Raw genomic sequence first — 19,749 nt, 5'->3', positions numbered from 1 at the left:
ATGCAAAGATAGTGCAAATTAGGAAAAATACAAAATATTTTGCTATCTTTGTCATCGATATGACGCAAAAAGAATACACTAACGATGCGATAGACTTGCTCAAGCATCTTATCGCCACACCGTCAGTCAGTCGCAACGAAAAAGAAGCAGCTGACATTATAGCCGAGACCATCGTAAATTATGGTTTTGAATATGAGCGTGAAGCTAACAATGTGTGGATAACCGACAAGAATTTTGATACGAACAAACCTACCCTATTGCTTAATGCGCATATTGACACGGTAAAACCTGTAGACTCGTGGACACGTAGCCCTTTCATGCCAACCATTGAGAACAATGTTTTATATGGTTTGGGAAGCAATGACTGTGGAGGAGGACTAGTTTCTCTATTGCAAGTATTCAGGTATCTATCGGCGAAGCCACAGAAATACAACGTCATTTATCTCGCCTCTGCCGAAGAAGAGATCTCTGGGGAAAATGGAATAAGCATGATACTTCCATTGTTGCCCAAAATCGACATTGCCATTGTTGGCGAACCAACAGGAATGCAACCAGCTATCGCAGAAAAAGGGCTGATGGTAATTGACCTTATTGCTCATGGCAAAAGCGGGCATGCCGCACGTAACGAAGGCATAAATGCGATATACGAAGCCCTTGATGACTTGATGTGGATAAGAGACTACAAATTTAAAAAAATAAGTGATTTACTTGGGCCCACAAAGATGACGGTAACAGTAGTAAATGCAGGAACACAACACAACGTAATTCCAGACAAACTTACAGCACTTATTGACGTAAGATCAAATGAGTTTTACAAGAACGAAGATGTATGTAATTTCATACAGCAACACTGCAAAAGCGAAATTAAAGCTCATTCATACCGATTAAACTCTTCACATATTTCACCAGAGCACCCTCTTATAAAAAGATGCATTGAAATGGGAATGAAACCTTTTGGAAGCCCAACACTTAGCGATCAGGCTTTGATGAGTTTCCCGTCTTTCAAACTTGGCCCTGGAGAGTCATCGCGTTCTCACTCCGCCGATGAATTCATTGAAATTGGAGAAATAGAAAACGCCATCAAGCAGTATATCCAACTACTTGACGGCGTCATTATCTAAGATTTAACTTTTAAAATCATCTACCCAACCATGCTTCAGGATTAAGTTTAGAAGTTTCCTTTCTAAGTTGGAACTGAAGTATATTATCGGTTCCAACACTACCAAGTGCCTGACGCGTGCTTACTTTCTGTCCACGACTTACGCATACAGATCTAAGATTGCAATAAACTGATATATACGCTCCATGACGAACCATAACAACCATACTACCAGAATATCCAAATACGGCACTAACCTCTCCATCATATATTGACCTTGCCATACAACCAGGGCTTCCCTTGATATTAATACCCTTATTATCAAGAGTTACTCCGTTCAAGCCTTCAACATTATATTGTCCGAAATGGCTCACAACCCTATATCCTCCAGTTATAGGCATTGGCAAACGACCGCGATTAGCTTCGAATCCTCCGTTCATCATGCGATCCACGGTAGAAAACTTCTGAACATCATCAGCCTCTTTCGTTGCAGCTGCTATAATTTTCTTCTGACGTGCATCATCGACCACAGCTTTTCTTTCGGCAGCGACACGTTGAGCCTGAGCTTCGCGTGCAGCTTGTTCAGCACGAGTACGTTCTGCGACAGCAGCCCTAGAAGCGGTTTCAGCAGCGGCTTTCTTTCGTGACTCATCTGCATTAGCCTGTGCCTGACGAGCTACTTCGGCAGCCCTTGCAGCAGATTCGGCTTCCGCTTTCAGTCTTTCTTCTTTTGCTTTAGCCTCTGCTACCCTACGTGCATTTTCACGAGCAGCAGCCTCTGCAGCAGCTTTTTTACGTGCAAGGTCGGCAGCGCGACGCTTTGATGCGGCTGCGGCTGCAGCACGTTTTTGAGCTTCAGCAGCAGCTCTTGCACGGGCTTTTGCTACTTCCTGAGCTACGAGTCTGTCTATTTGTGCATTCATAGCAGCATCTTTCTGACGCTGTTCTGCAATTATCTTCTGTATTGTCTGCTGCTGATTCTGCAAAGATGCAACAACTTTCTTTTGCTCACCTTGCTGACCAACTAGTGCATTCTTTTCTTTCTTTCCCTTATATAATAGGTTACTCTTCTGACCTTTCACATGTTCTAATTGCACATGTTTACCAGTCACCTGAGCTTGTTTGGTCTTTACCATTTCGCCTTGGGCTTTTTGATAATCCGCATACTCTCTTACGAATCTCAAACGACGATACATCTGTGCAAGATTTTTAGCTGAAAAGATAAACATCAGCTTGTCTTGAACAGTATTATGTCTGGCCATATATCGCATCGACTTTATATATTTCGCCTTGCGATCAGCTAATTGTCTCTCCAGCGTCTGCAACTGAGCCTTTAGAATACCGATATTACCTTCAATATGATGGATATCCTGCTGAATTCCATCAATATGCTTCTGGCGTTCATCAATCTGCGTATTCAAAGTGATAAGATTTTGCAACCTTAGTTTCACATCAGCCTGATTCTGGCGCAAAGCTTGCTCCTGTTCTTTTATCTTCTTTTGAATTTTAGAACGCTGTCCCTGCAAGCCTCTTATTGAAGCATTAGTATAAACTATAGCTTTTTTATTAGAATGAACGGCTTTTCTTTTCTTTGTTACCACAGTACTTTGCTTATTTTTCTGTACAGGTTTATTCTTCTGTGCAGAAACATTCAACGCCATAACAGTGGCAAGGAGTATAACCAATAATCTTTTCATTTACAAACTCATGATTTTACCGAGGATATCCGCGGCTTCTATCTTTTTATATTTATTTGAAATCGTTGTATTTACATCCCAGTTGTCCTTAGTTGTCACTTCTTCCATATCAAGTGTAACCTCAGCAGCCTGCTTTTGTTTTGTCGCAGTGGTAGTAAACTTAAAGTTCTGCTTTGCTGGGAACATCTTCACACCAACATTTGTGAAATTAGAATATTTCCAATTCAGCGTAGACATTCCATGTTGTAAACTTCTATATGCCACGTCTGTTTCGCCGATTAAACCAGACTGCTTATTTGCATTCCAGACAAAACTCATATTATTATTTTTCCATGAAACAGGATTGTTTTCACCCACCTCATCAAGCTTTACGTTAAACTTATGTAAGTCTGTCTCTGAAACTTTATCTGTACCCGGAAGAAACAACTGATTCCAAAACAATGACTGTAGGCTATAAAAGTTCAAACCATTATCTTTTAGGAAGTCAAGCTGGCTGTAATCAGCTTTAATATATTCCTTATGTATACGATCTATAACCAATACATACTCTGGTGTAAATTCCAATCGTCCAACCTCAGAGCCTAGTAATGGAATAAATAATTGAATACGTATAACTTGGTTTTTGCGCATGTGCAAAGATCCAGGAACTGTGATATCCCTTCCACCAGCTTTTATATTAAATCGCAGATCACCTACTATATTTGTTGCATACACCGAATTATCTGAAACCTTTTGTACAAAAGTCAGTTTCTTTAATTCTACTTCATCAGCCATTTTATCCGATTTAACCACCGTTTTATGGACTACAGGAGCATCCTTTACCAAATTTTTCTTTGCTCCACAAGACACCAAAATCAATGGTAATCCTAAAGTAATCAGCTTGATATATATTCTATTCATATTTTTTTTATAAAGCTTTGGTTATTTCTTTATATATTTTTTAAGTTCAATCTTACGTTTCAACAAAGGACTGTTTCCACCCGCTTTAATAGCTTTCTGCCAAAAATTAACTGCATCATTGGCTTTTCCCAGACAAGCATAAATATCTCCTGTATGTTCAAGTATTACTGGGCTTTGAACAGAATCCGTATCATTAGCTACGGCTTGATCTGCATAAATTTTAGCCTCAGCAAATCTATCCTGCATAAATAGTATCCATGCATAAGTATCAAGATATGTAGAGTTTTTGGGTTCTGCCTTAATCGTTTTATAACTCATCTGCTCAGCTTTTTGAAGATTATGTCCATCTTCACTTAAATAATATGCATAGTTATTTAGACAACCTATGTTATCATCTTTCCATTGCAAACTACTATCATAGGCAGCAAAAGCTTGTTGCATTTGTCCCTTTTTCTGGAAAAGGTCACCCTTCATGGCATACAACTCAGAAACCATAGCCGAATTACTTTTATCCGTAACTTGAGATACACCTTTTTGAATTGTCTGCAAAGTAAGATCTAAGTCATCTTTCTGAAAATAAGCCAAACTAAGAAAATAATAGAAAGCCATCTCGTCTGGATTGTATTCCAAAGCTGGTTTACAGAGAGATATTATCTGATCCCAATTTTTCTTATCCCATATATTCTGGATAAGTTGAAGACGTGCGCCAGCATTATCAGGAGCTACATTTAACAAAGAAACGATTGCGCTATCAAGAGCATCTTTAGGCATTTTCTTCAATGACATATAGGCGACCTTCAGTTCTGCTATATCTGCATCTTGTGGATTTTGCTTCGTGACTTTATCAAGCATATCAAGAACAACGGTACTGTCACCGCCAGCTTGTTCATTTTCTTCAATAAACTGTCGAATCATAGCCTGCTTGCTATTGGAGTCTGTCTTACTATTTGCAAGCACTCGAGTCATTACTTCTTTTGCCTTATCATTTTCACCAGTGGCCTTATAATAGTCATAAAGCGAAGATAGCGCATAAGAATTTGACGGTTCATCCTTTAACACTGAAGTATAAATATCATAGGCATTCTTTTGCTTATCATTCTGCATTAGCCAGTTAGCCAACATGACTTTATAACTATTGTCGTTAGGATATGTGTCAGAAAGATTTTTCAAAGCTTTGTATGCATCTTTCTTGTTACCAAGAAGTTCATAAGCTCTAACCTTAGCCAAAGTTATTTCTTCTCCAGTTCCATCAGCTTTTTCTATACGGTCAATCGTTTTGAGCATGTTTGTATAGTCCTTTTGCTGATTATACAACTGCATCAACACTTCAAGTACATCTGTACGATCGGGGCGATTAGTCGCAAGATTCTCATAAACTTTTATCGCTTTATCATACTGTTTAAAATTGATGCAGTATTGCGCCAAACGCTCTTGATAGGTATCATTAGTTGGTGAAAGTTCAGCGGCTTTTTCCATCGATTTTATCGCTAAAGTATCCTGCTTTAATTCCATCTGGTATGTAGAAAGCAAGTAATATGCTTCGGCTGCATTCGGATTAATCTCCAAACTATGCTTCAACAAGTCATAAGCAGAAGCGTATCTTCCTGCTCCGGCAGCGACAACGGACTCCATAAAGAAAGAATTATAGCGCATACTATCTTCATAAGAAAGAGGCGCAACAGTCGTTGAAGTTTCCATCTTCTTACGCTTATTGCTCTTAGCGAATGAAGGCAACACTGTTGAAACGGCAATAAAGCCGACAACAAGTATTAAAACAATATGTCTATATGTATATTTCAATTTGAATTGTATTATTCGTTTTTACTTCACTCCTGTATGTCCATATCCACCTGTACCACGCTCGGTTTCGTCCAGTTCATCAACAAGTTCCATAAGTCCCTGTTCATGTCTAGCAATAACCATTTGTGCAATACGCTCACCATCATTGATGACGAATTCTTCTTGAGACAAATTAATCAAAAGAACCATTACCTCACCACGATAATCAGCATCAACAGTACCTGGAGAATTTAGTACAGTTATACCATGTTTCAAGGCCAAACCGCTACGTGGGCGTATTTGAGCCTCAAAGCCAACAGGCAATGCTATATGTAAACCCGTAGAAATCAGACGACGTTCAAATGGTTTCAACACGATTGATTCATCAATATTTGCACGCAAATCCATACCTGCACTCTGCGGTGTAGCATAAGCAGGTAGCTGCTGATGTCCGGTGTTTACGACTTTAATCTTTAGCATAAATGTATTTTATAATATTCGAAACATGTACTGACAGAAAATAGAAATATATTATAGTCTGCCTATCATGTGCAAAAATAATGAATTATATGCATATATCTTAATTTTTCAACAGAAAAAGAAACTATTTAGATTAAATTACACTATATTTGCCACATGAATTGGCAACAACTTATATCAAACAAGCGTCTTGGGCAGGAACATAGACATGCCGAAAGACACGATGACAGATCAGAGTTTAAGCGAGATTATGACAGGCTGATATACTCTGCTCCGTTTCGCAGACTACAAAATAAGACCCAGGTTTTTCCTCTTCCTGGTAGCATCTTCGTGCATAACAGATTAACCCACAGTCTCGAGGTTTCAAGTCTTGGACAGTCTTTGGGCAATGACGTATGCAGACAATTGAAAGATGTGCATCCAGAATTAGCGAACACTCTTTTTGAAGAAATCGGCACTATTGTCAGTGCAGCATGTTTGGCACACGATATGGGTAATCCTCCATTTGGACATTCTGGGGAAAAGGCTATTCAGACATTCTTCACAGAAGGCAAAGGGAAAGCTTTAAAAGAATCGGTTTCATCGGATTTTTGGGATGATATAACACATTTTGAAGGTAATGCTAATGCTTTCCGTTTACTTACGCACAGATTCTTGGGAAGAAGACTAGGCGGGTTTGTTATGACATACTCTATGCTTGCAAGCATTGTTAAATATCCTTTTGCAAGTAGCTTAGCTGGAGACCATGGAAAATTTGGATTTTTCAAAACAGAAGCTAAAGATTATCAAAAAATAGCCGATGAATTGGGCATTATTAGCAAATCCAACAAAGGAGAACCATTAAAGTATGCACGTCATCCTTTGGTATATCTTGTAGAAGCAGCCGACGATATCTGTTACGAAATTATGGATATAGAGGATTCTCATAAGCTTAAGATTCTTTCTTTCCAAGAAACTTTCGAACTTCTAATGGGCTTTTTCGATAAAGGCACCCAAGATGACATATCAAATAGAATGAAAGAAGATGATGTAACTGATGATAATGAAAAAGTTGTGTATTTGCGAGCTTGCGTTATCGGCAAACTCGAGAATGAATGTGTTAAGACTTTCGCTGAACATGAAGAAGAAATCTTAAATGGAACTTTTCACGGGAGTCTTATTGACAACATCTCCCTTATTCAAAAAGATGCATACGAACGTTGCGAGAAAGTTTCATACCAAAAGATTTATCATAGCAAACCTGTTCTTGATATAGAGCTATCGGGTTACAAAATAATGGAAACTCTTATGGATGTATTTATAGATGCTGCAAGGAATCCTGACAGATTCTATTCTCAACAATTAATACGAAGAGTTAGCAGCCAATACGATATACACAGTGATAATCTTGAAACAAGAATTATGGCTGTGATCGACTATATAAGCGGAATGACAGACATATACGCTTTGGATATATATCAAAAGATAAACGGCATGTCATTGCCTATAATATAAAGCATTTCTATATGGGAACTACCAAGAGATTATTGACCATTTTGCTACTTTTCATCGGTATGTTAGCATCTGCCCAAGAAAAGAAAGACGATGTAAAAAAGCATGTTTTTACCACTACTTTAGAAAACAAGATTACTAGCATTAAAAACCAAAACTGCAGTGGGACATGCTGGGATTATGCAACATGTGGTTTCTTTGAGGGAGAAATCTTACGAGCTACTGGTAAAACTGTAGACTTGAGCGAAATGTTTGTCGCTAGTAAAGATTATGTTGACTGTGCAATATACAATGTCCGCGAACATGGCGACAGCAGGTTTTCTCAAGGTGGATCATGCGATGACGTACTTGACGTAATACGCAATCATGGCATCTGTCCTGAGTCTGCAATGGCTAAACCCGGTAGTATGATTGGTGACACTTTGGCGAACTTTAATGAATTTTTTATGGTTTTGGAACCTTATGTCAAAGCTATAGCACGTAGCAAGTCACAAAAACTGTCTCCAGCATGGCGTCAGGGATTTCAGAATATTCTTGACGCATATCTTGGAAAGTGTCCTGAAACGTTTATGTATGAAGGAAAGGAATATACTCCAAGATCATTCGCAGCAAGTCTTAAACTTAATTTAGATGATTACATCAGCATAACGAGTTTCACACATCATCCTTTTTATCAGAGTTTCATCATTGAAGCTCCATACAAATGGCGTCCACGAATGAGCTACAATGTACCACTCAATGAAATGATGAGTATTATTGACACAGCTTTAAAGAACGGTTACAATGTAGCATGGGGAGGTGATGTTTCTGGTAATGGTTTCGAACGTACGGGTATAGCTGAAGCTCCAAAGAAAAAACCAATTCAGGAGAGTCGTCAGATGCGATTTGATAATTTGGATGCCACCTACGATCACGTAATGTTGATATATGGAACCGCGAAAGACGAAAATGGTGTAGAATACTATTTAGTAAAAAATTCATGGGGCACAACAGGTGACTATAAAGGAATTTGGTATATGGCAAAAGACTATATTGCCGACAACACCACCTACATATTTCTGAATAAGAACGCAGCAAAAATACCGCATTATTAATTTACATATAAAAGGGGATCTATCACTTATATATGTTATAAGAATTAGTATAGTTTTAATCGGAGAAACTGAAAACAACCATTACTTTACTGATTTAATTCGCAGAATAAACTTTTCTATATAGAAACGCAAACGTTACATCGTAGAAATGAAAACGTTTGATCGTAGAAACGGAAATTTTATGTCGTAGAAACGCAAACGTTTGATCGTAGAAACGATTTTTTAAACCTTCAAACGCTTTTGTCAACAGCAAATAATGTGATAAGAAGCATCGTTTTGTTTGAATTCTGATACGATTTATAGTACTTTGTCCATTTACATCTATTGCTGATTAGGATAACCCTCCCCTATAGTTTTTGAAAATAAATAGTGTCTAAGCGTCTAACGGTTGTGTATCAGCTAGTTAAAACGTTTTTTAGCATAAAAAGCATCAGCCAAAAGACGTCATTTTATGCGTTTTATCGATGAAAAGCAAAATAGAACATGAGTAAGAGGCGATTTTTACTATGCAAAAACATGTGTTTTTACATGGTAATTTGATACTAATGAAAGAAAAGCTGATTTTGTTATTCTAAATTTTATGACACGAAACACGACTGTTAATTTTACAAAAAACCACATATAATGCAATGATAATCAATCTATTGACACTCCGACGCTAGTATTTTAGAAAAGACTATGTGCGCGCGCATGTATGCGTACATTATATAGGAGAAAATATATCATAAGACTATTTGTAGTTTTATATTTAAAATTACTCCATAGTCAAAACACCGTTTCCTTCGTCAAAAATTACAGGTATATGCAGGAAGATGATTGCGAAATACTAAGAAACTTCATTATATTACAATCATTCAACGACGGCAATTCATCAATAAACAGTAGATGAAATAATCTACGATTCTATTTATCTTCCTCTTTATAGATAAGATTATTTGCGCCACTTGTGATTTGAAGTGCCTCAGGATGCTCTTTAATAAAACTATCTATATGACGAACTCGCTTTTCTTCCAATATCTCATCCACTGCAATAAGAATACCAGTTTCCTCTACATCTCCAAAACCATAGTTGATTGCTGTTCCAAAGAGTTTCATCGTTGGGCTCAAACTCATATATGCATTTACAAGAGGCGGAATATTATAACCCAGTTCTCTTATTTCCTTGTTCAATATACGGTAATCTTCTTTGAAAGTATCTTTATTGAAAATCTTTGCTAATTCTGATTCTTCAGTTTCAATTTTCAACGGTTTTATCGGTATTATAAGTCTATCCTTATCGTCGAAATGCTTTTTAAGAAAATAAAGAATCATATCGCGTCCCTTACGAATATAAGAAGGATACATTGTCATCTTTCCAAAGAAATATCTGCAATTTGGATTAATTACCGTAAGTGCGCCAAGACCATCCCAAAGATTATCGAGAGCAAAAATACTCTTTGAATTTTTTCTGATATTTTGATATTCCAAAGAAACGAAACTACGTCCTAATTCTACAGTATAAGGTGCATAGTCTTTCATAAATTTGTCCGAGAAATGAAACATATGACTTGTGGCAAGAATCGGTTGTCCATTATCATCAATATCCCAATCAGATCCAAAGAGATACCTATAACCACCAATTATTTCCTCTGCTTCAGGATTCCATACGACAAGTTGTTTACAACAGTTAGCCATCGTATCAAACTCATCTATATCCATTGATTTCCCTGTGCCACCTCCTGCTGTACGAAAAGCTATTTCACGCAGACGACCAATCTCCTTCATTACGTTAGGTGCTTGATGAGCTGTAACGACATAAATTTCATTATTGCTTTTATTGGTCATTCTAAGCTGACGTTCAGGAGTTAGTTCACTTTTTAGTAAACTTTTATCAACAGGTTGGATTATCTCTTCTTCCATATATCCTTTATGTATATTTCTTATAATTTATAGACTTCATCCTCGACAACGCGTGCCCACTCTTTATGAGTTTTGCTCTTATCGAATGTTTGCCATGGAATTGGCTTCCCTATAGAAACGCGAAACGTTTTGTGAACATTCTTATACATTTCATCTACAAGGAAAAGCATTGCAACATTGAATTTTAAATGAAGAGCCTTACAAAGATTAGCTATGCGATAAAACTTGTCTGAATTCTGTCCACCAAAATGAATTGGCACAACATCCCGCTTATACTCAATGCTTTTTGATATAAATGTTTTCGTCCATGGCACATCGTGTATTTTTCCATTTATTTTACGACTACATATTCCTGCAGGAAACATCAGCATATGGTTATCGCTTTGAAATCCAGCCTCAACCATCTGTGGGAACTTGCGACTTAGACTACCAGTCTTATTAATGCCAATACTCACAGGGCGTATACCTGGCAGATTCAACAACAAATCGTTAATTAAATATCTAAAATTACCATCATAATGCTTCCCGATAATAGAACCTAGAGCGACTCCATCTGCACCACCCAGAGGATGATTAGAGACAAATGTGTATAATTTGCCGTCAGACTTGTCCGGAAGATTTTCTAATCCTACAATTTCCAACGTCATATCAAGATAATGTACACACTCTGTCAGCCATTCCGTTCCACAAAGATCATGACTCTTCCACAAAAAACGATTTACCTCATCCTCATGAACAATCCTCTTTAGCCAAGATATAGCAAAACGAGGTACATATTTAACCTTGCTACCAATCTTACTTTTTAGAATTCCATCAATATCTATTGTTTTCTCTATCGCTTTATCCATGTTGTTAAAATGCTTACACATTGCAAAAATAACATAAGTTTTTTTAAAACGTTACTTTTTGACTTAAAAATATTCATTTTTTCACGTTTTTGAAACATTTAGCTTGACACGTACGAAATAAAATACGTCATTTATTTAATCATACCAAATCTAATTATTTTGCTATTTTTATATAAAAAATAAATTTTGTGGCGAAAAGTGGCGAAGTGTGGGGAATTTTATGTAACTTTGACGGCGGAAATCTCTATATAATATGTACGTATGCGTTTTTTAGGAAATATAGAAGCCAAAGCTGATGCAAAAGGCCGAGCCTTTTTACCAGTTATATTCCGCAAGGTGCTACAAGCATCTGGCGAGGAGAAGCTGATACTAAGAAAAGACGTATTCGAAAAATGCCTCGTATTATATCCAGAATCTGTTTGGAATGAGCAACTCAATTCTTTACGTAACCGACTTAACAGATGGGATAGACAGGAATGGCAAGTGTTTCGCCAATTTGTATCAGATGCAGAATTTATTGCATTAGACAGCAACGGACGTTTTCTTATTCCAAAAAGATATTTGAAAATGGTAAACATAGAACAAGATATTATGTTCAAAGGCGTAGATGACACCATTGAAATCTGGAGTAAGAGCAACTGTGACAACCCTGATTTCCAACCTGAAGAATTCAGCAAAACGTTGCAGGGGATTATGAGCAACAAGGACATTTAGTTTTACAGTAAAGACATCTCACCAAATATGGTAAAAATAGCAGAAACATATCATGTACCCGTACTTCTTAAACAAAGTATAGACGGCTTAGACATCAAACCCGGAGGTATCTATATTGACGTAACTTTTGGTGGCGGAGGACACTCTCGCGAAATACTTAAAAGAATTAACGGCAATGGACACCTTTACAGTTTTGATCAAGACGAGGATGCAGAAAAAAATGTAAACAACATTATTGCAGAAGCAAGCAATGATAGCGGTATAGCAGGTACAGAAAACAATTGCGGACTTACTTTTGTAAGAAGCAACTTCCGTTATTTGAAAAACTGGATGCGTTATTACAATATAGATCATATTGACGGATTACTAGCCGACCTTGGCGTTTCAAGTCACCACTTTGATGACGAGACACGTGGGTTTTCATTTCGCTTTGACGCGCCGCTTGACATGAGAATGAACAAGCGAGCAGGAATGACGGCTGCAGATATAGTAAACGAATACGAAGAAGAGGCTTTGGCTGACATTTTCTACCTATATGGTGAACTAAAAAATTCACGTCGCATAGCAGCTGCTATCATCAAAGCCAGAGACGTAAAGAAGATTGAAACTACACAAGATTTTATAAAGGCAGTAGAGCCTCTATTTAAGCGAGAACGTGAAAAAAAAGATATGGCAAAGCTGTTTCAAGCATTAAGAATAGAAGTAAACCATGAAATGGATGCTCTTAAAGAAATGCTACTATCAGCAACAGAGCTTCTTGAAAAAGGAGGAAGACTCAGTGTTATAACATATCATTCTCTTGAAGACCGTATAGTGAAAAATATCATGAAAACGGGTAATGCAGAGGGTAAGATGAAGCAAGACTTCTTCGGACGTATTGAAACTCCTTTTAAGTTGATAAACAACAAGGTAATAATACCTGACGAAGAAGAACAACTTAAGAATCCCAGGAGTAGAAGTGCAAAACTTAGAATAGCAGAAAAGAGATGAAAGATAAAGAAAATAAGGAACAGGAAACGAGCAAGGATGTCAAAGAGGCAAATTATGACGTCAAAAGCGAAGTTACCACAGGAGATATGGAAGAGATACCTTCACTAAAAGAAGTTATCAAAATTCAAGCCATTGAAGGCGAAGAACCTTTATCTTCAAACTTTACTCTTAGAAAAATTCTTGGTGGTGATATTCTAACGACCCAGACCATACGCCGACAGATTGGAATATTCTTCCTAATAACAGGGTTTCTTATTGTATATGTTGCTAACAGATACAGTGTTCAAAAAGATCTCATAGAAATTGACAAACTGCAAGAAGAATTGCAAGACGCGAAATATAAAGCACTTTCTAGCAGTAGTCAGCTAACAGAGAAAAGCAGAGAAAGTCATGTACTTGAAATGCTAAACAATAACAAAGATAGCGTGCTGAAGATTGCAAACCAGCCACCATACATTATCAATGTACCAGAGGAATGAGCAAATTTGATTGTAATAAAGTTATGCCAAGATACAGTGCCATCGCCATCATAATGACGTTGGTTGCTGTTTTTGTACTCGGGAAGACACTATATACAATGACCGCCAAGCATGATTACTGGGCAAAAGTGGCTGACCGCGTCAAGAAAGATAGCGTCAGTGTAAAACCAATACGTGGCAATATTCTCAGTTGCGACGGTCAACTAATGGCCAGTTCACTTCCTGAGTTCAAACTTTTCGTTGACTTTAAGGCAATACGTGAAGCAAAGAAAGATTCTCTTTGGGATGCAAAAGTTGATTCTGTTTGTCGTGGACTAAATAAAATTTTTCCTGAGAAGACAGCAGCAGCATTTAAAAGGGATTTAAATCTAGGGCGCAAAAAGCAAAGTAGAAACTGGCCTATATGGAATAGCCGTGTAGACTATAATACGTATACTGAGGTAAAGGCGTTGCCTATCTTCAAACTGTCATCATACAAAAGTGGATTTCATGTAGAAGAATACAATGCGAGGAAGCGCAGTTACGGTTCACTTGCTGGTCGTACAATCGGAGCTATGTTTGGAGCTAAAGATACAGCTCGCTTTGGATTAGAATTATCATATGATTCTATCTTAAGAGGAACAAACGGCATCATACACCGCAGAAAGGTGCTAAACAAATTCCTTGACATCATGGACACTCCTCCTATTGACGGAGCTGATATTGTAACAACTATTGATGTGGGCATGCAAGACCTTGCAGAGCGTTCATTGATAAACGAGCTTAAACTAATAAACGGAAATGTTGGTGTAGCCATAGTAATGGATGTTACTACAGGAGATGTAAAAGCTATCGTCAACATGGAGAAATGTGTTGACGACCAATATCGAGAAATACACAACCATGCTGTAAGCGATCTTTTGGAACCAGGATCCGTTTTCAAAACAGCATCTATTATGGTTGCTCTTGACGATGGTGTCGTTGACACTTCATATCAAGTAGAAACAGGATGTGGTGTTTGGCCAATGTATGGTAAAGAAATGAAAGACCACAACTGGCGAGGAGGTGGTTACGGTCTACTGACATTGCCAAAAACTCTTATGATGAGTTCCAACATAGGTGTGAGCCGTATCATAGACGATCATTATCGCAACGATCCAGATAAATTCGTTCGTGGTTTATACCGCACTGGAATTGCTGATAATCTTCAAATACCACTTGTCGGATCATGCCCTGCGCGTATACGTATGCCAAGGAAGAACCGTCACGGAGAATGGGTGAACTGGAGTAGAACAGCACTTCCTTGGATGAGTATTGGATACGAGAGTCAGGTACCACCGATTTCAACTCTCACATTCTATAATGCCATAGCGAATAACGGAAAAATGATGCGACCTCGCTTTGTTAAACAGGTCATAAAGAATGGAGAAGTCATAATGGACTTTCCACCTGAAGTGATGAGAGAGAGCATCTGTAAAGAAAGCACACTGCACGAATTACAGACTATTCTTGAACACGTCGTCAGTCAAGGACTTGGTAAAAAAGCAGGATCTAAGTCATTCAAGGTAGCAGGTAAAACTGGTACTGCTCAAATGTCAAAGGGTACTGCAGGATACAAGAACGGAGGAACAAACTATTTGCTTAGTTTCGCAGGATATTTCCCAGCAGATGCACCACGTTACAGTTGCATCGTCTGCATTCAGAAATCGGGACTACCTGCAAGCGGTGGCGGTATGAGTGGAGTCGTATTCCATGATATTGCAGAAGGAATAATGGCACAGAGCCTTAAACTGGATGTTTCAGATGCACGCGATTCTACATCAGTTTTAGTCCCTGATGTAAAGAACGGTAATATTCTCGCAGCAGACTATGTGCTATCCCATCTAGGAATAAGTACCAACAAGTCATGGGGAGGTAGTTACACCGAAGGGAATCCAATATGGGGATGTGCTGAGAAAAAGGGAAACAGAAGCGTTTCTCTAGAGCGCAAGAAAATACAAAGTTGCAGATATGTACCAGATGTCACTGGTATGGGTGCGAGAGATGCTGTATATCTTTTAGAAAGCCGTGGTGTTAAAGTAACGGTTATAGGAAGAGGAAAGGTAATAAAGCAGAGTTTGGAGCCAGGGCACTTTATAAAGAAAGGTGAAAGATGCCAAATCTCCCTAAAATAAGAAAATATAGATACAAAACAAATATGAAACTAAACGAAGTTCTCAAAAACATCCAACCGTTGAAAGTCATCGGGGATGCAGAAGTAGAGGTTACAGGCGTGAACATCGATTCACGCAGAATCCAAAACGGTCACTTGTTTATCGCCATGAAGGGTACACAAGTTGACGGACACAAATTTATTTCTAAGGCAATAGAACTCGGAGCAAAATCTATACTCTGTGAAGACTTACCGAAAGAAATAGTAGAAGGCGTTACTTATATACAAGTTGAATCTACAGAGGATGCTGTAGGTAAAGCTGCTACTATTTTCTATGGTGATCCTACAAAAAAACTAAAACTTGTAGGTGTAACAGGTACTAACGGAAAAACAACAATCGCTACCTTATTATATAATATGTTCAGGAAATTTGGACACAAGGTAGGACTTTTGTCTACTGTATGTAATTATATTGATGGTGAAGCAATAGCCGCAGACCATACAACTCCTGATCCTATTGAATTAAACGAACTTCTTTCAAAAATGGTTGCTGCTGGATGTGAATATGCATTCATGGAGTGCTCTAGTCACGCTATACATCAAAAACGCATCGGTGGTCTGAAGTTTGTTGGTGGACTTTTTACAAATCTTACTCGCGACCATCTTGACTATCACAAGACATTCGAAAACTATCGTGATGCAAAAAAAGCTTTCTTTGATGGACTACCAAAGGATGCTTTCGCTATAACTAATGCAGACGATAAGAATGGAATGATAATGGTGCAGAATACCAAAGCTACTGTTAAGACCTATTCTATACGTGCAATGGCAGACTTCCGCGCAAGAATTATCGAATGCCATTTCGAGGGTATGTATCTTGATATTGACAATCATGAAGTTGGAGTACAATTCATCGGCAAGTTCAACGTAAGCAATCTGCTTGCAGTATATGGTGCAGCAATCATGTTAGGCAAAAAACCTGAAGATATATTATTGATACTTAGCACTTTAAATAGTGTGAGCGGGCGTTTGGAGCCAATTCATTCACCAGAAGGTTACACGGCTGTCGTTGATTATGCACACACACCAGATGCACTTGAGAATGTACTCAATGCTATACATGAAGTTCTTAACGGAAAGGGCAATGTTATTACAGTTTGCGGTGCAGGAGGAAATCGTGATAAAGGCAAACGTCCTTTAATGGCACAAGAAGCCGTAAAGCAAAGTGATAAAGTTATTATCACTAGCGATAACCCACGTTTTGAAGAGCCACAGGACATTATTAATGATATGCTTGCCGGACTCAATGCAACACAGATGAAAAAAGTCTTGACGATAGTTGACCGTAAGGAAGCAATACGAACAGCATGCATGCTTGCTAATAAAGGGGACGTAATACTCGTAGCCGGCAAGGGACATGAAGACTATCAGGAGATTAAAGGCGTAAAGCATCACTTTGATGACAAAGAAGTGTTACATGACATCTTCGATGTTGATAAATAAATATATATACTACAAATAATTAACATAACAACATGTTATACTATCTTTTCAGATTTTTAGAACAATACGGAATAAGCGGTTCACATATGTGGGGATACATATCATTCCGCGCATTATTGGCTCTTATTCTCTCACTAGCCATATCAGCATGGTTTGGAGAGAAATTTATCAAATATCTAAAAAGCAAACAGATTACTGAGACTCAACGTGATTCAACAATTGACCCGTTTGGAGTAAAGAAAATAGGTGTACCGTCAATGGGAGGAATAATCATTATTCTTTCTATACTAGTTCCTGTATTACTTTTAGGACGTCTTCGCAACATCTATCTTATTCTTATGATTATCACGACCTTATGGTTGGGCTTCCTTGGAGGCATGGATGATTATATTAAGATATTTCGCCGTGACAAAGAGGGGCTTAAGGGCAAATACAAGATTGTCGGTCAAGTAGGAATAGGACTCATTGTTGGTCTTGTACTGTGGATGTCACCTGACGTGAAAATGAATGAAAATATTGCTATTGAACGCCAAGGACAAGAAACAGTAGTAAAGCATCTTTCAGAAGCCCATAAGTCACTAAAGACAACGATTCCGTTTGTAAAGGAACACAATCTAAATTATAGTGATATAATGAGTTTTTGTGGTAAACACAAAGTTGCCGCCGGTTGGATACTTTTTGTCATTATGACAATTGTAGTAGTTACAGCTGTCAGCAATGGTGCAAATCTCAATGACGGAATGGATGGCATGTGTGCAGGCAATTCGGCCATAATAGGCGTGGCTATCGGTATATTGGCATACGTGAGCAGTCATATACAATTTGCGGCATACCTGAACATTATGTATATTCCAGGATCAGAGGAACTTGTAGTATTCATGTGTGCCTTCGTTGGAGCATTAATTGGATTTCTATGGTACAATTCATATCCAGCACAAGTGTTCATGGGAGATACAGGCTCGCTTACTATCGGAGGAATAATCGCAGTAAGTGCTATAATAATTCATAAGGAATTACTTTTGCCAATACTTTGCGGCATATTCTTCGTGGAAAGTCTTAGTGTAATTATTCAGGTATACTATTATAAGTTGGGTAAGCGTAAGGGTATAAAACAACGTGTGTTTAAGCGAACCCCTATACATGATAATTTCAGAGTCACTGACGATCAACTGGATGCTGATTGTAAATATCTTATAAAAGTACCTCATGGTGCCAAACATGAATCAAAAATAACAATACGCTTCTGGATAATTACTATCATCCTCGCAGCGCTTACAATAATAACCCTTAAGATAAGATAAGGAAAATGAGTAGAATAGTAATACTTGGAGCCGGCGAGAGCGGTGCCGGAGCTGCCGTTTTGGCAAAAAAAGAAGGTTTTGACGTATTCGTTTCCGATATGTCTGCTATCAAGGATAAATACAAAAATTTACTTGATGCTCATGGTATTGATTGGGAAGAAGGTCAACACACAGAGGAAAAGATTCTAAATGCTGACGAGATTATAAAGAGTCCCGGCATACCTAACGAGGCGCCAATGATTAAGAAAGTCATTGCCAAAGGTATTGATATTATAAGCGAAATCGAATTTGCTGGCAGATATACAAAATCTAAAATGGTATGTATTACTGGGAGTAATGGGAAAACTACAACAACTTCACTAATATACCATATATTTAAAGAAGCTGGATATGATGTAGGATTGGCTGGTAACATTGGCAAGAGTTTGGCACTACAAGTAGCAGAAGATCCACACCAATATTATATCATTGAGTTGAGTAGTTTCCAACTTGATAATATGTATAATTTCCGTGCAAATATTGCTATTCTACTTAATATAACTCCAGACCATCTGGATCGATACGACAATAAGTTTGAGAACTATGCTGATGCAAAGATGCGAATCATACAGAATCAGACTGCCGAAGATAGTTTCATATATTGGAATGATGATCCAACTATAAAAAAAGAGCTTGAAAAGTTCCAGATTAAGTCTGTGGCATGTCCTTTCTCTGAGATTAAAGAAAAGGGCTCTATCGGTTACATAGAAGATGGCGAATATAAATTGGAATATCCAATACCATTCAATATGGAGCAAGAAGAGTTATCTCTCACTGGCAAACATAATATATACAATAGTCTTGCAGCTGGATTGGCAACCAATATTGCGGGCATAAAGAAAGATGTTATCCGTAAGAGTCTAGGTAATTTCCAAGGTGTAGAGCATCGTCTTGAAAAGGTTTGTAAAGTTAGGGGTGTTATGTATATTAACGACTCTAAAGCAACAAACGTAGACGCATGCTGGTATGCTCTTGAAAGTATGAAAACTCCAACCATTCTCATCCTTGGCGGTAAAGACAAAGGCAACGACTATAACCAAATCAAGGACTTGGTTAAAGAGAAATGCGTAGGGCTCGTATATCTTGGCGCTGACAACAAAAAACTGCATGATAATTTTGACTCATTAGGAATACCTGTGAAGGATACTCACAACATGAAAGATTGCGTTGCAGCATGCTATGAGATGGCTAAGTCAGGAGATACAGTTCTTTTAAGTCCATGCTGTGCAAGCTTTGATTTGTTTAAGAACATGGAAGACCGCGGAGAACAATTCAAGAATTTGGTAAGAAATTTATAATTATAAG

The 19,749-nt window shown here is 38.0% G+C and carries 16 protein-coding genes; 10 read left to right on the top strand and 6 right to left on the bottom strand.

The annotated features are described in order from the left end of the window. Positions 1-59: 59 nt before the first annotated feature. Positions 60-1,121 carry a M20 family metallo-hydrolase gene (locus B045_RS0102650; protein WP_025882856.1) on the top strand — a complete coding sequence of 354 codons (1,062 nt, stop codon included), beginning with the start codon at positions 60-62 and terminating at the stop codon, positions 1,119-1,121. A gap of 16 nt (positions 1,122-1,137) precedes the next feature. On the opposite strand, the gene B045_RS0102645 is transcribed toward B045_RS0102650, so the two are convergent. The 4 genes from B045_RS0102645 to dut are packed head-to-tail and all read right to left on the bottom strand — an operon-like array spanning position 1,138 to position 5,955. After that, a complete protein-coding gene (locus tag B045_RS0102645) occupies positions 1,138-2,796 on the bottom strand; it encodes a murein hydrolase activator EnvC family protein (protein ID WP_018462724.1) in 1,659 nt (552 codons plus the stop codon). After that, positions 2,797-3,696 (bottom strand): DUF4292 domain-containing protein, encoded by a 900-nt coding sequence (locus B045_RS0102640; protein WP_018462723.1) that lies wholly within the window; start codon positions 3,694-3,696, stop codon positions 2,797-2,799. A 21-nt stretch (positions 3,697-3,717) separates the two neighbouring features. Then, positions 3,718-5,496: a tetratricopeptide repeat protein gene (locus tag B045_RS0102635; RefSeq protein ID WP_025882853.1), complete on the bottom strand. Its 1,779-nt coding sequence runs from the start codon at positions 5,494-5,496 to the stop codon at positions 3,718-3,720. A gap of 21 nt (positions 5,497-5,517) precedes the next feature. After that, a complete protein-coding gene (gene dut, locus B045_RS0102630; protein WP_018462721.1) occupies positions 5,518-5,955 on the bottom strand; it encodes a dUTP diphosphatase in 438 nt (145 codons plus the stop codon). 156 nt (positions 5,956-6,111) lie between these two features. Between dut and dgt the strand changes: the two genes are divergently transcribed. Both dgt and B045_RS0102620 read left to right on the top strand, forming a co-directional pair. After that, entirely contained in the window at positions 6,112-7,449 is a 1,338-nt protein-coding gene (dgt, locus tag B045_RS0102625) for a dGTP triphosphohydrolase (protein WP_018462720.1), read from the top strand. A gap of 11 nt (positions 7,450-7,460) precedes the next feature. After that, a complete protein-coding gene (locus B045_RS0102620) occupies positions 7,461-8,540 on the top strand; it encodes a C1 family peptidase (protein ID WP_018462719.1) in 1,080 nt (359 codons plus the stop codon). Positions 8,541-9,443: 903 nt separating this feature from the next. Here B045_RS0102620 and B045_RS0102615 read toward each other — a convergent pair. Both B045_RS0102615 and B045_RS0102610 read right to left on the bottom strand, forming a co-directional pair. After that, complete coding sequence (locus tag B045_RS0102615) at positions 9,444-10,439, bottom strand: GNAT family N-acetyltransferase (protein WP_018462718.1); 996 nt, start codon at positions 10,437-10,439, stop codon at positions 9,444-9,446. Positions 10,440-10,459: 20 nt separating this feature from the next. Beyond that, on the bottom strand, positions 10,460-11,287 hold the full coding sequence (locus tag B045_RS0102610) for a glycerol acyltransferase (RefSeq protein ID WP_018462717.1): 828 nt from the start codon (positions 11,285-11,287) through the stop codon (positions 10,460-10,462). Between the two features lie 261 nt (positions 11,288-11,548). Between B045_RS0102610 and mraZ the strand changes: the two genes are divergently transcribed. From mraZ to murD, 7 genes are read left to right on the top strand one after another with little or no spacing between them, the layout of a single operon-like run. Then, entirely contained in the window at positions 11,549-12,001 is a 453-nt protein-coding gene (gene mraZ / locus B045_RS0102605; protein ID WP_018462716.1) for a division/cell wall cluster transcriptional repressor MraZ, read from the top strand. Between the two features lie 27 nt (positions 12,002-12,028). Next, positions 12,029-12,991 carry a 16S rRNA (cytosine(1402)-N(4))-methyltransferase RsmH gene (gene rsmH, locus B045_RS0102600; protein ID WP_018462715.1) on the top strand — a complete coding sequence of 321 codons (963 nt, stop codon included), beginning with the start codon at positions 12,029-12,031 and terminating at the stop codon, positions 12,989-12,991. Further along, positions 12,988-13,470 (top strand): FtsL-like putative cell division protein, encoded by a 483-nt coding sequence (locus B045_RS0102595; protein ID WP_018462714.1) that lies wholly within the window; start codon positions 12,988-12,990, stop codon positions 13,468-13,470. The genes rsmH and B045_RS0102595 overlap by 4 nt, the downstream gene beginning before the upstream one ends. After that, the gene (locus B045_RS0102590; RefSeq protein ID WP_025882849.1) at positions 13,467-15,623 is read left to right on the top strand and encodes a penicillin-binding protein; all 2,157 of its coding nucleotides are present in this window, start codon (positions 13,467-13,469) and stop codon (positions 15,621-15,623) included. The genes B045_RS0102595 and B045_RS0102590 overlap by 4 nt, the downstream gene beginning before the upstream one ends. A gap of 23 nt (positions 15,624-15,646) precedes the next feature. Continuing rightward, a complete protein-coding gene (locus B045_RS0102585; RefSeq protein ID WP_026234305.1) occupies positions 15,647-17,104 on the top strand; it encodes a UDP-N-acetylmuramoyl-L-alanyl-D-glutamate--2,6-diaminopimelate ligase in 1,458 nt (485 codons plus the stop codon). A 32-nt stretch (positions 17,105-17,136) separates the two neighbouring features. Then, positions 17,137-18,405, top strand: a complete 1,269-nt coding sequence (gene mraY, locus B045_RS0102580; RefSeq protein WP_018462711.1) for a phospho-N-acetylmuramoyl-pentapeptide-transferase — start codon at positions 17,137-17,139, stop codon at positions 18,403-18,405. A 5-nt stretch (positions 18,406-18,410) separates the two neighbouring features. Continuing rightward, positions 18,411-19,742, top strand: a complete 1,332-nt coding sequence (gene murD / locus B045_RS0102575; protein ID WP_018462710.1) for a UDP-N-acetylmuramoyl-L-alanine--D-glutamate ligase — start codon at positions 18,411-18,413, stop codon at positions 19,740-19,742. Positions 19,743-19,749: the final 7 nt, after the last annotated feature.

It is taken from the genome of Segatella paludivivens DSM 17968 = JCM 13650 (assembly GCF_000373185.1).
GTDB lineage: Bacteria > Bacteroidota > Bacteroidia > Bacteroidales > Bacteroidaceae > Prevotella > Prevotella paludivivens.
Note: the sequence above shows the minus strand (reverse complement) of the source record. Positions and strands in the feature narration are given on the sequence as shown.

Bases quoted from the DNA above. Each gene is read 5' to 3' on its own strand.
- B045_RS0102645 (WP_018462724.1), bottom strand. From the start codon at position 2,796: ATGAAAAGATTATTGGTTATACTCCTTGCCACTGTTATGGCGTTGAAT.
- mraY (WP_018462711.1), top strand. From the start codon at position 17,137: ATGTTATACTATCTTTTCAGATTTTTAGAACAATACGGAATAAGCGGT.
- B045_RS0102590 (WP_025882849.1), top strand. From the start codon at position 13,467: ATGAGCAAATTTGATTGTAATAAAGTTATGCCAAGATACAGTGCCATC.
- B045_RS0102620 (WP_018462719.1), top strand. From the start codon at position 7,461: ATGGGAACTACCAAGAGATTATTGACCATTTTGCTACTTTTCATCGGT.
- mraZ (WP_018462716.1), top strand. From the start codon at position 11,549: ATGCGTTTTTTAGGAAATATAGAAGCCAAAGCTGATGCAAAAGGCCGA.
- rsmH (WP_018462715.1), top strand. From the start codon at position 12,029: ATGGTAAAAATAGCAGAAACATATCATGTACCCGTACTTCTTAAACAA.
- dut (WP_018462721.1), bottom strand. From the start codon at position 5,955: ATGCTAAAGATTAAAGTCGTAAACACCGGACATCAGCAGCTACCTGCT.
- B045_RS0102640 (WP_018462723.1), bottom strand. From the start codon at position 3,696: ATGAATAGAATATATATCAAGCTGATTACTTTAGGATTACCATTGATT.
- B045_RS0102615 (WP_018462718.1), bottom strand. From the start codon at position 10,439: ATGGAAGAAGAGATAATCCAACCTGTTGATAAAAGTTTACTAAAAAGT.
- B045_RS0102595 (WP_018462714.1), top strand. From the start codon at position 12,988: ATGAAAGATAAAGAAAATAAGGAACAGGAAACGAGCAAGGATGTCAAA.
- dgt (WP_018462720.1), top strand. From the start codon at position 6,112: ATGAATTGGCAACAACTTATATCAAACAAGCGTCTTGGGCAGGAACAT.
- B045_RS0102585 (WP_026234305.1), top strand. From the start codon at position 15,647: ATGAAACTAAACGAAGTTCTCAAAAACATCCAACCGTTGAAAGTCATC.
- murD (WP_018462710.1), top strand. From the start codon at position 18,411: ATGAGTAGAATAGTAATACTTGGAGCCGGCGAGAGCGGTGCCGGAGCT.
- B045_RS0102610 (WP_018462717.1), bottom strand. From the start codon at position 11,287: ATGGATAAAGCGATAGAGAAAACAATAGATATTGATGGAATTCTAAAA.
- B045_RS0102650 (WP_025882856.1), top strand. From the start codon at position 60: ATGACGCAAAAAGAATACACTAACGATGCGATAGACTTGCTCAAGCAT.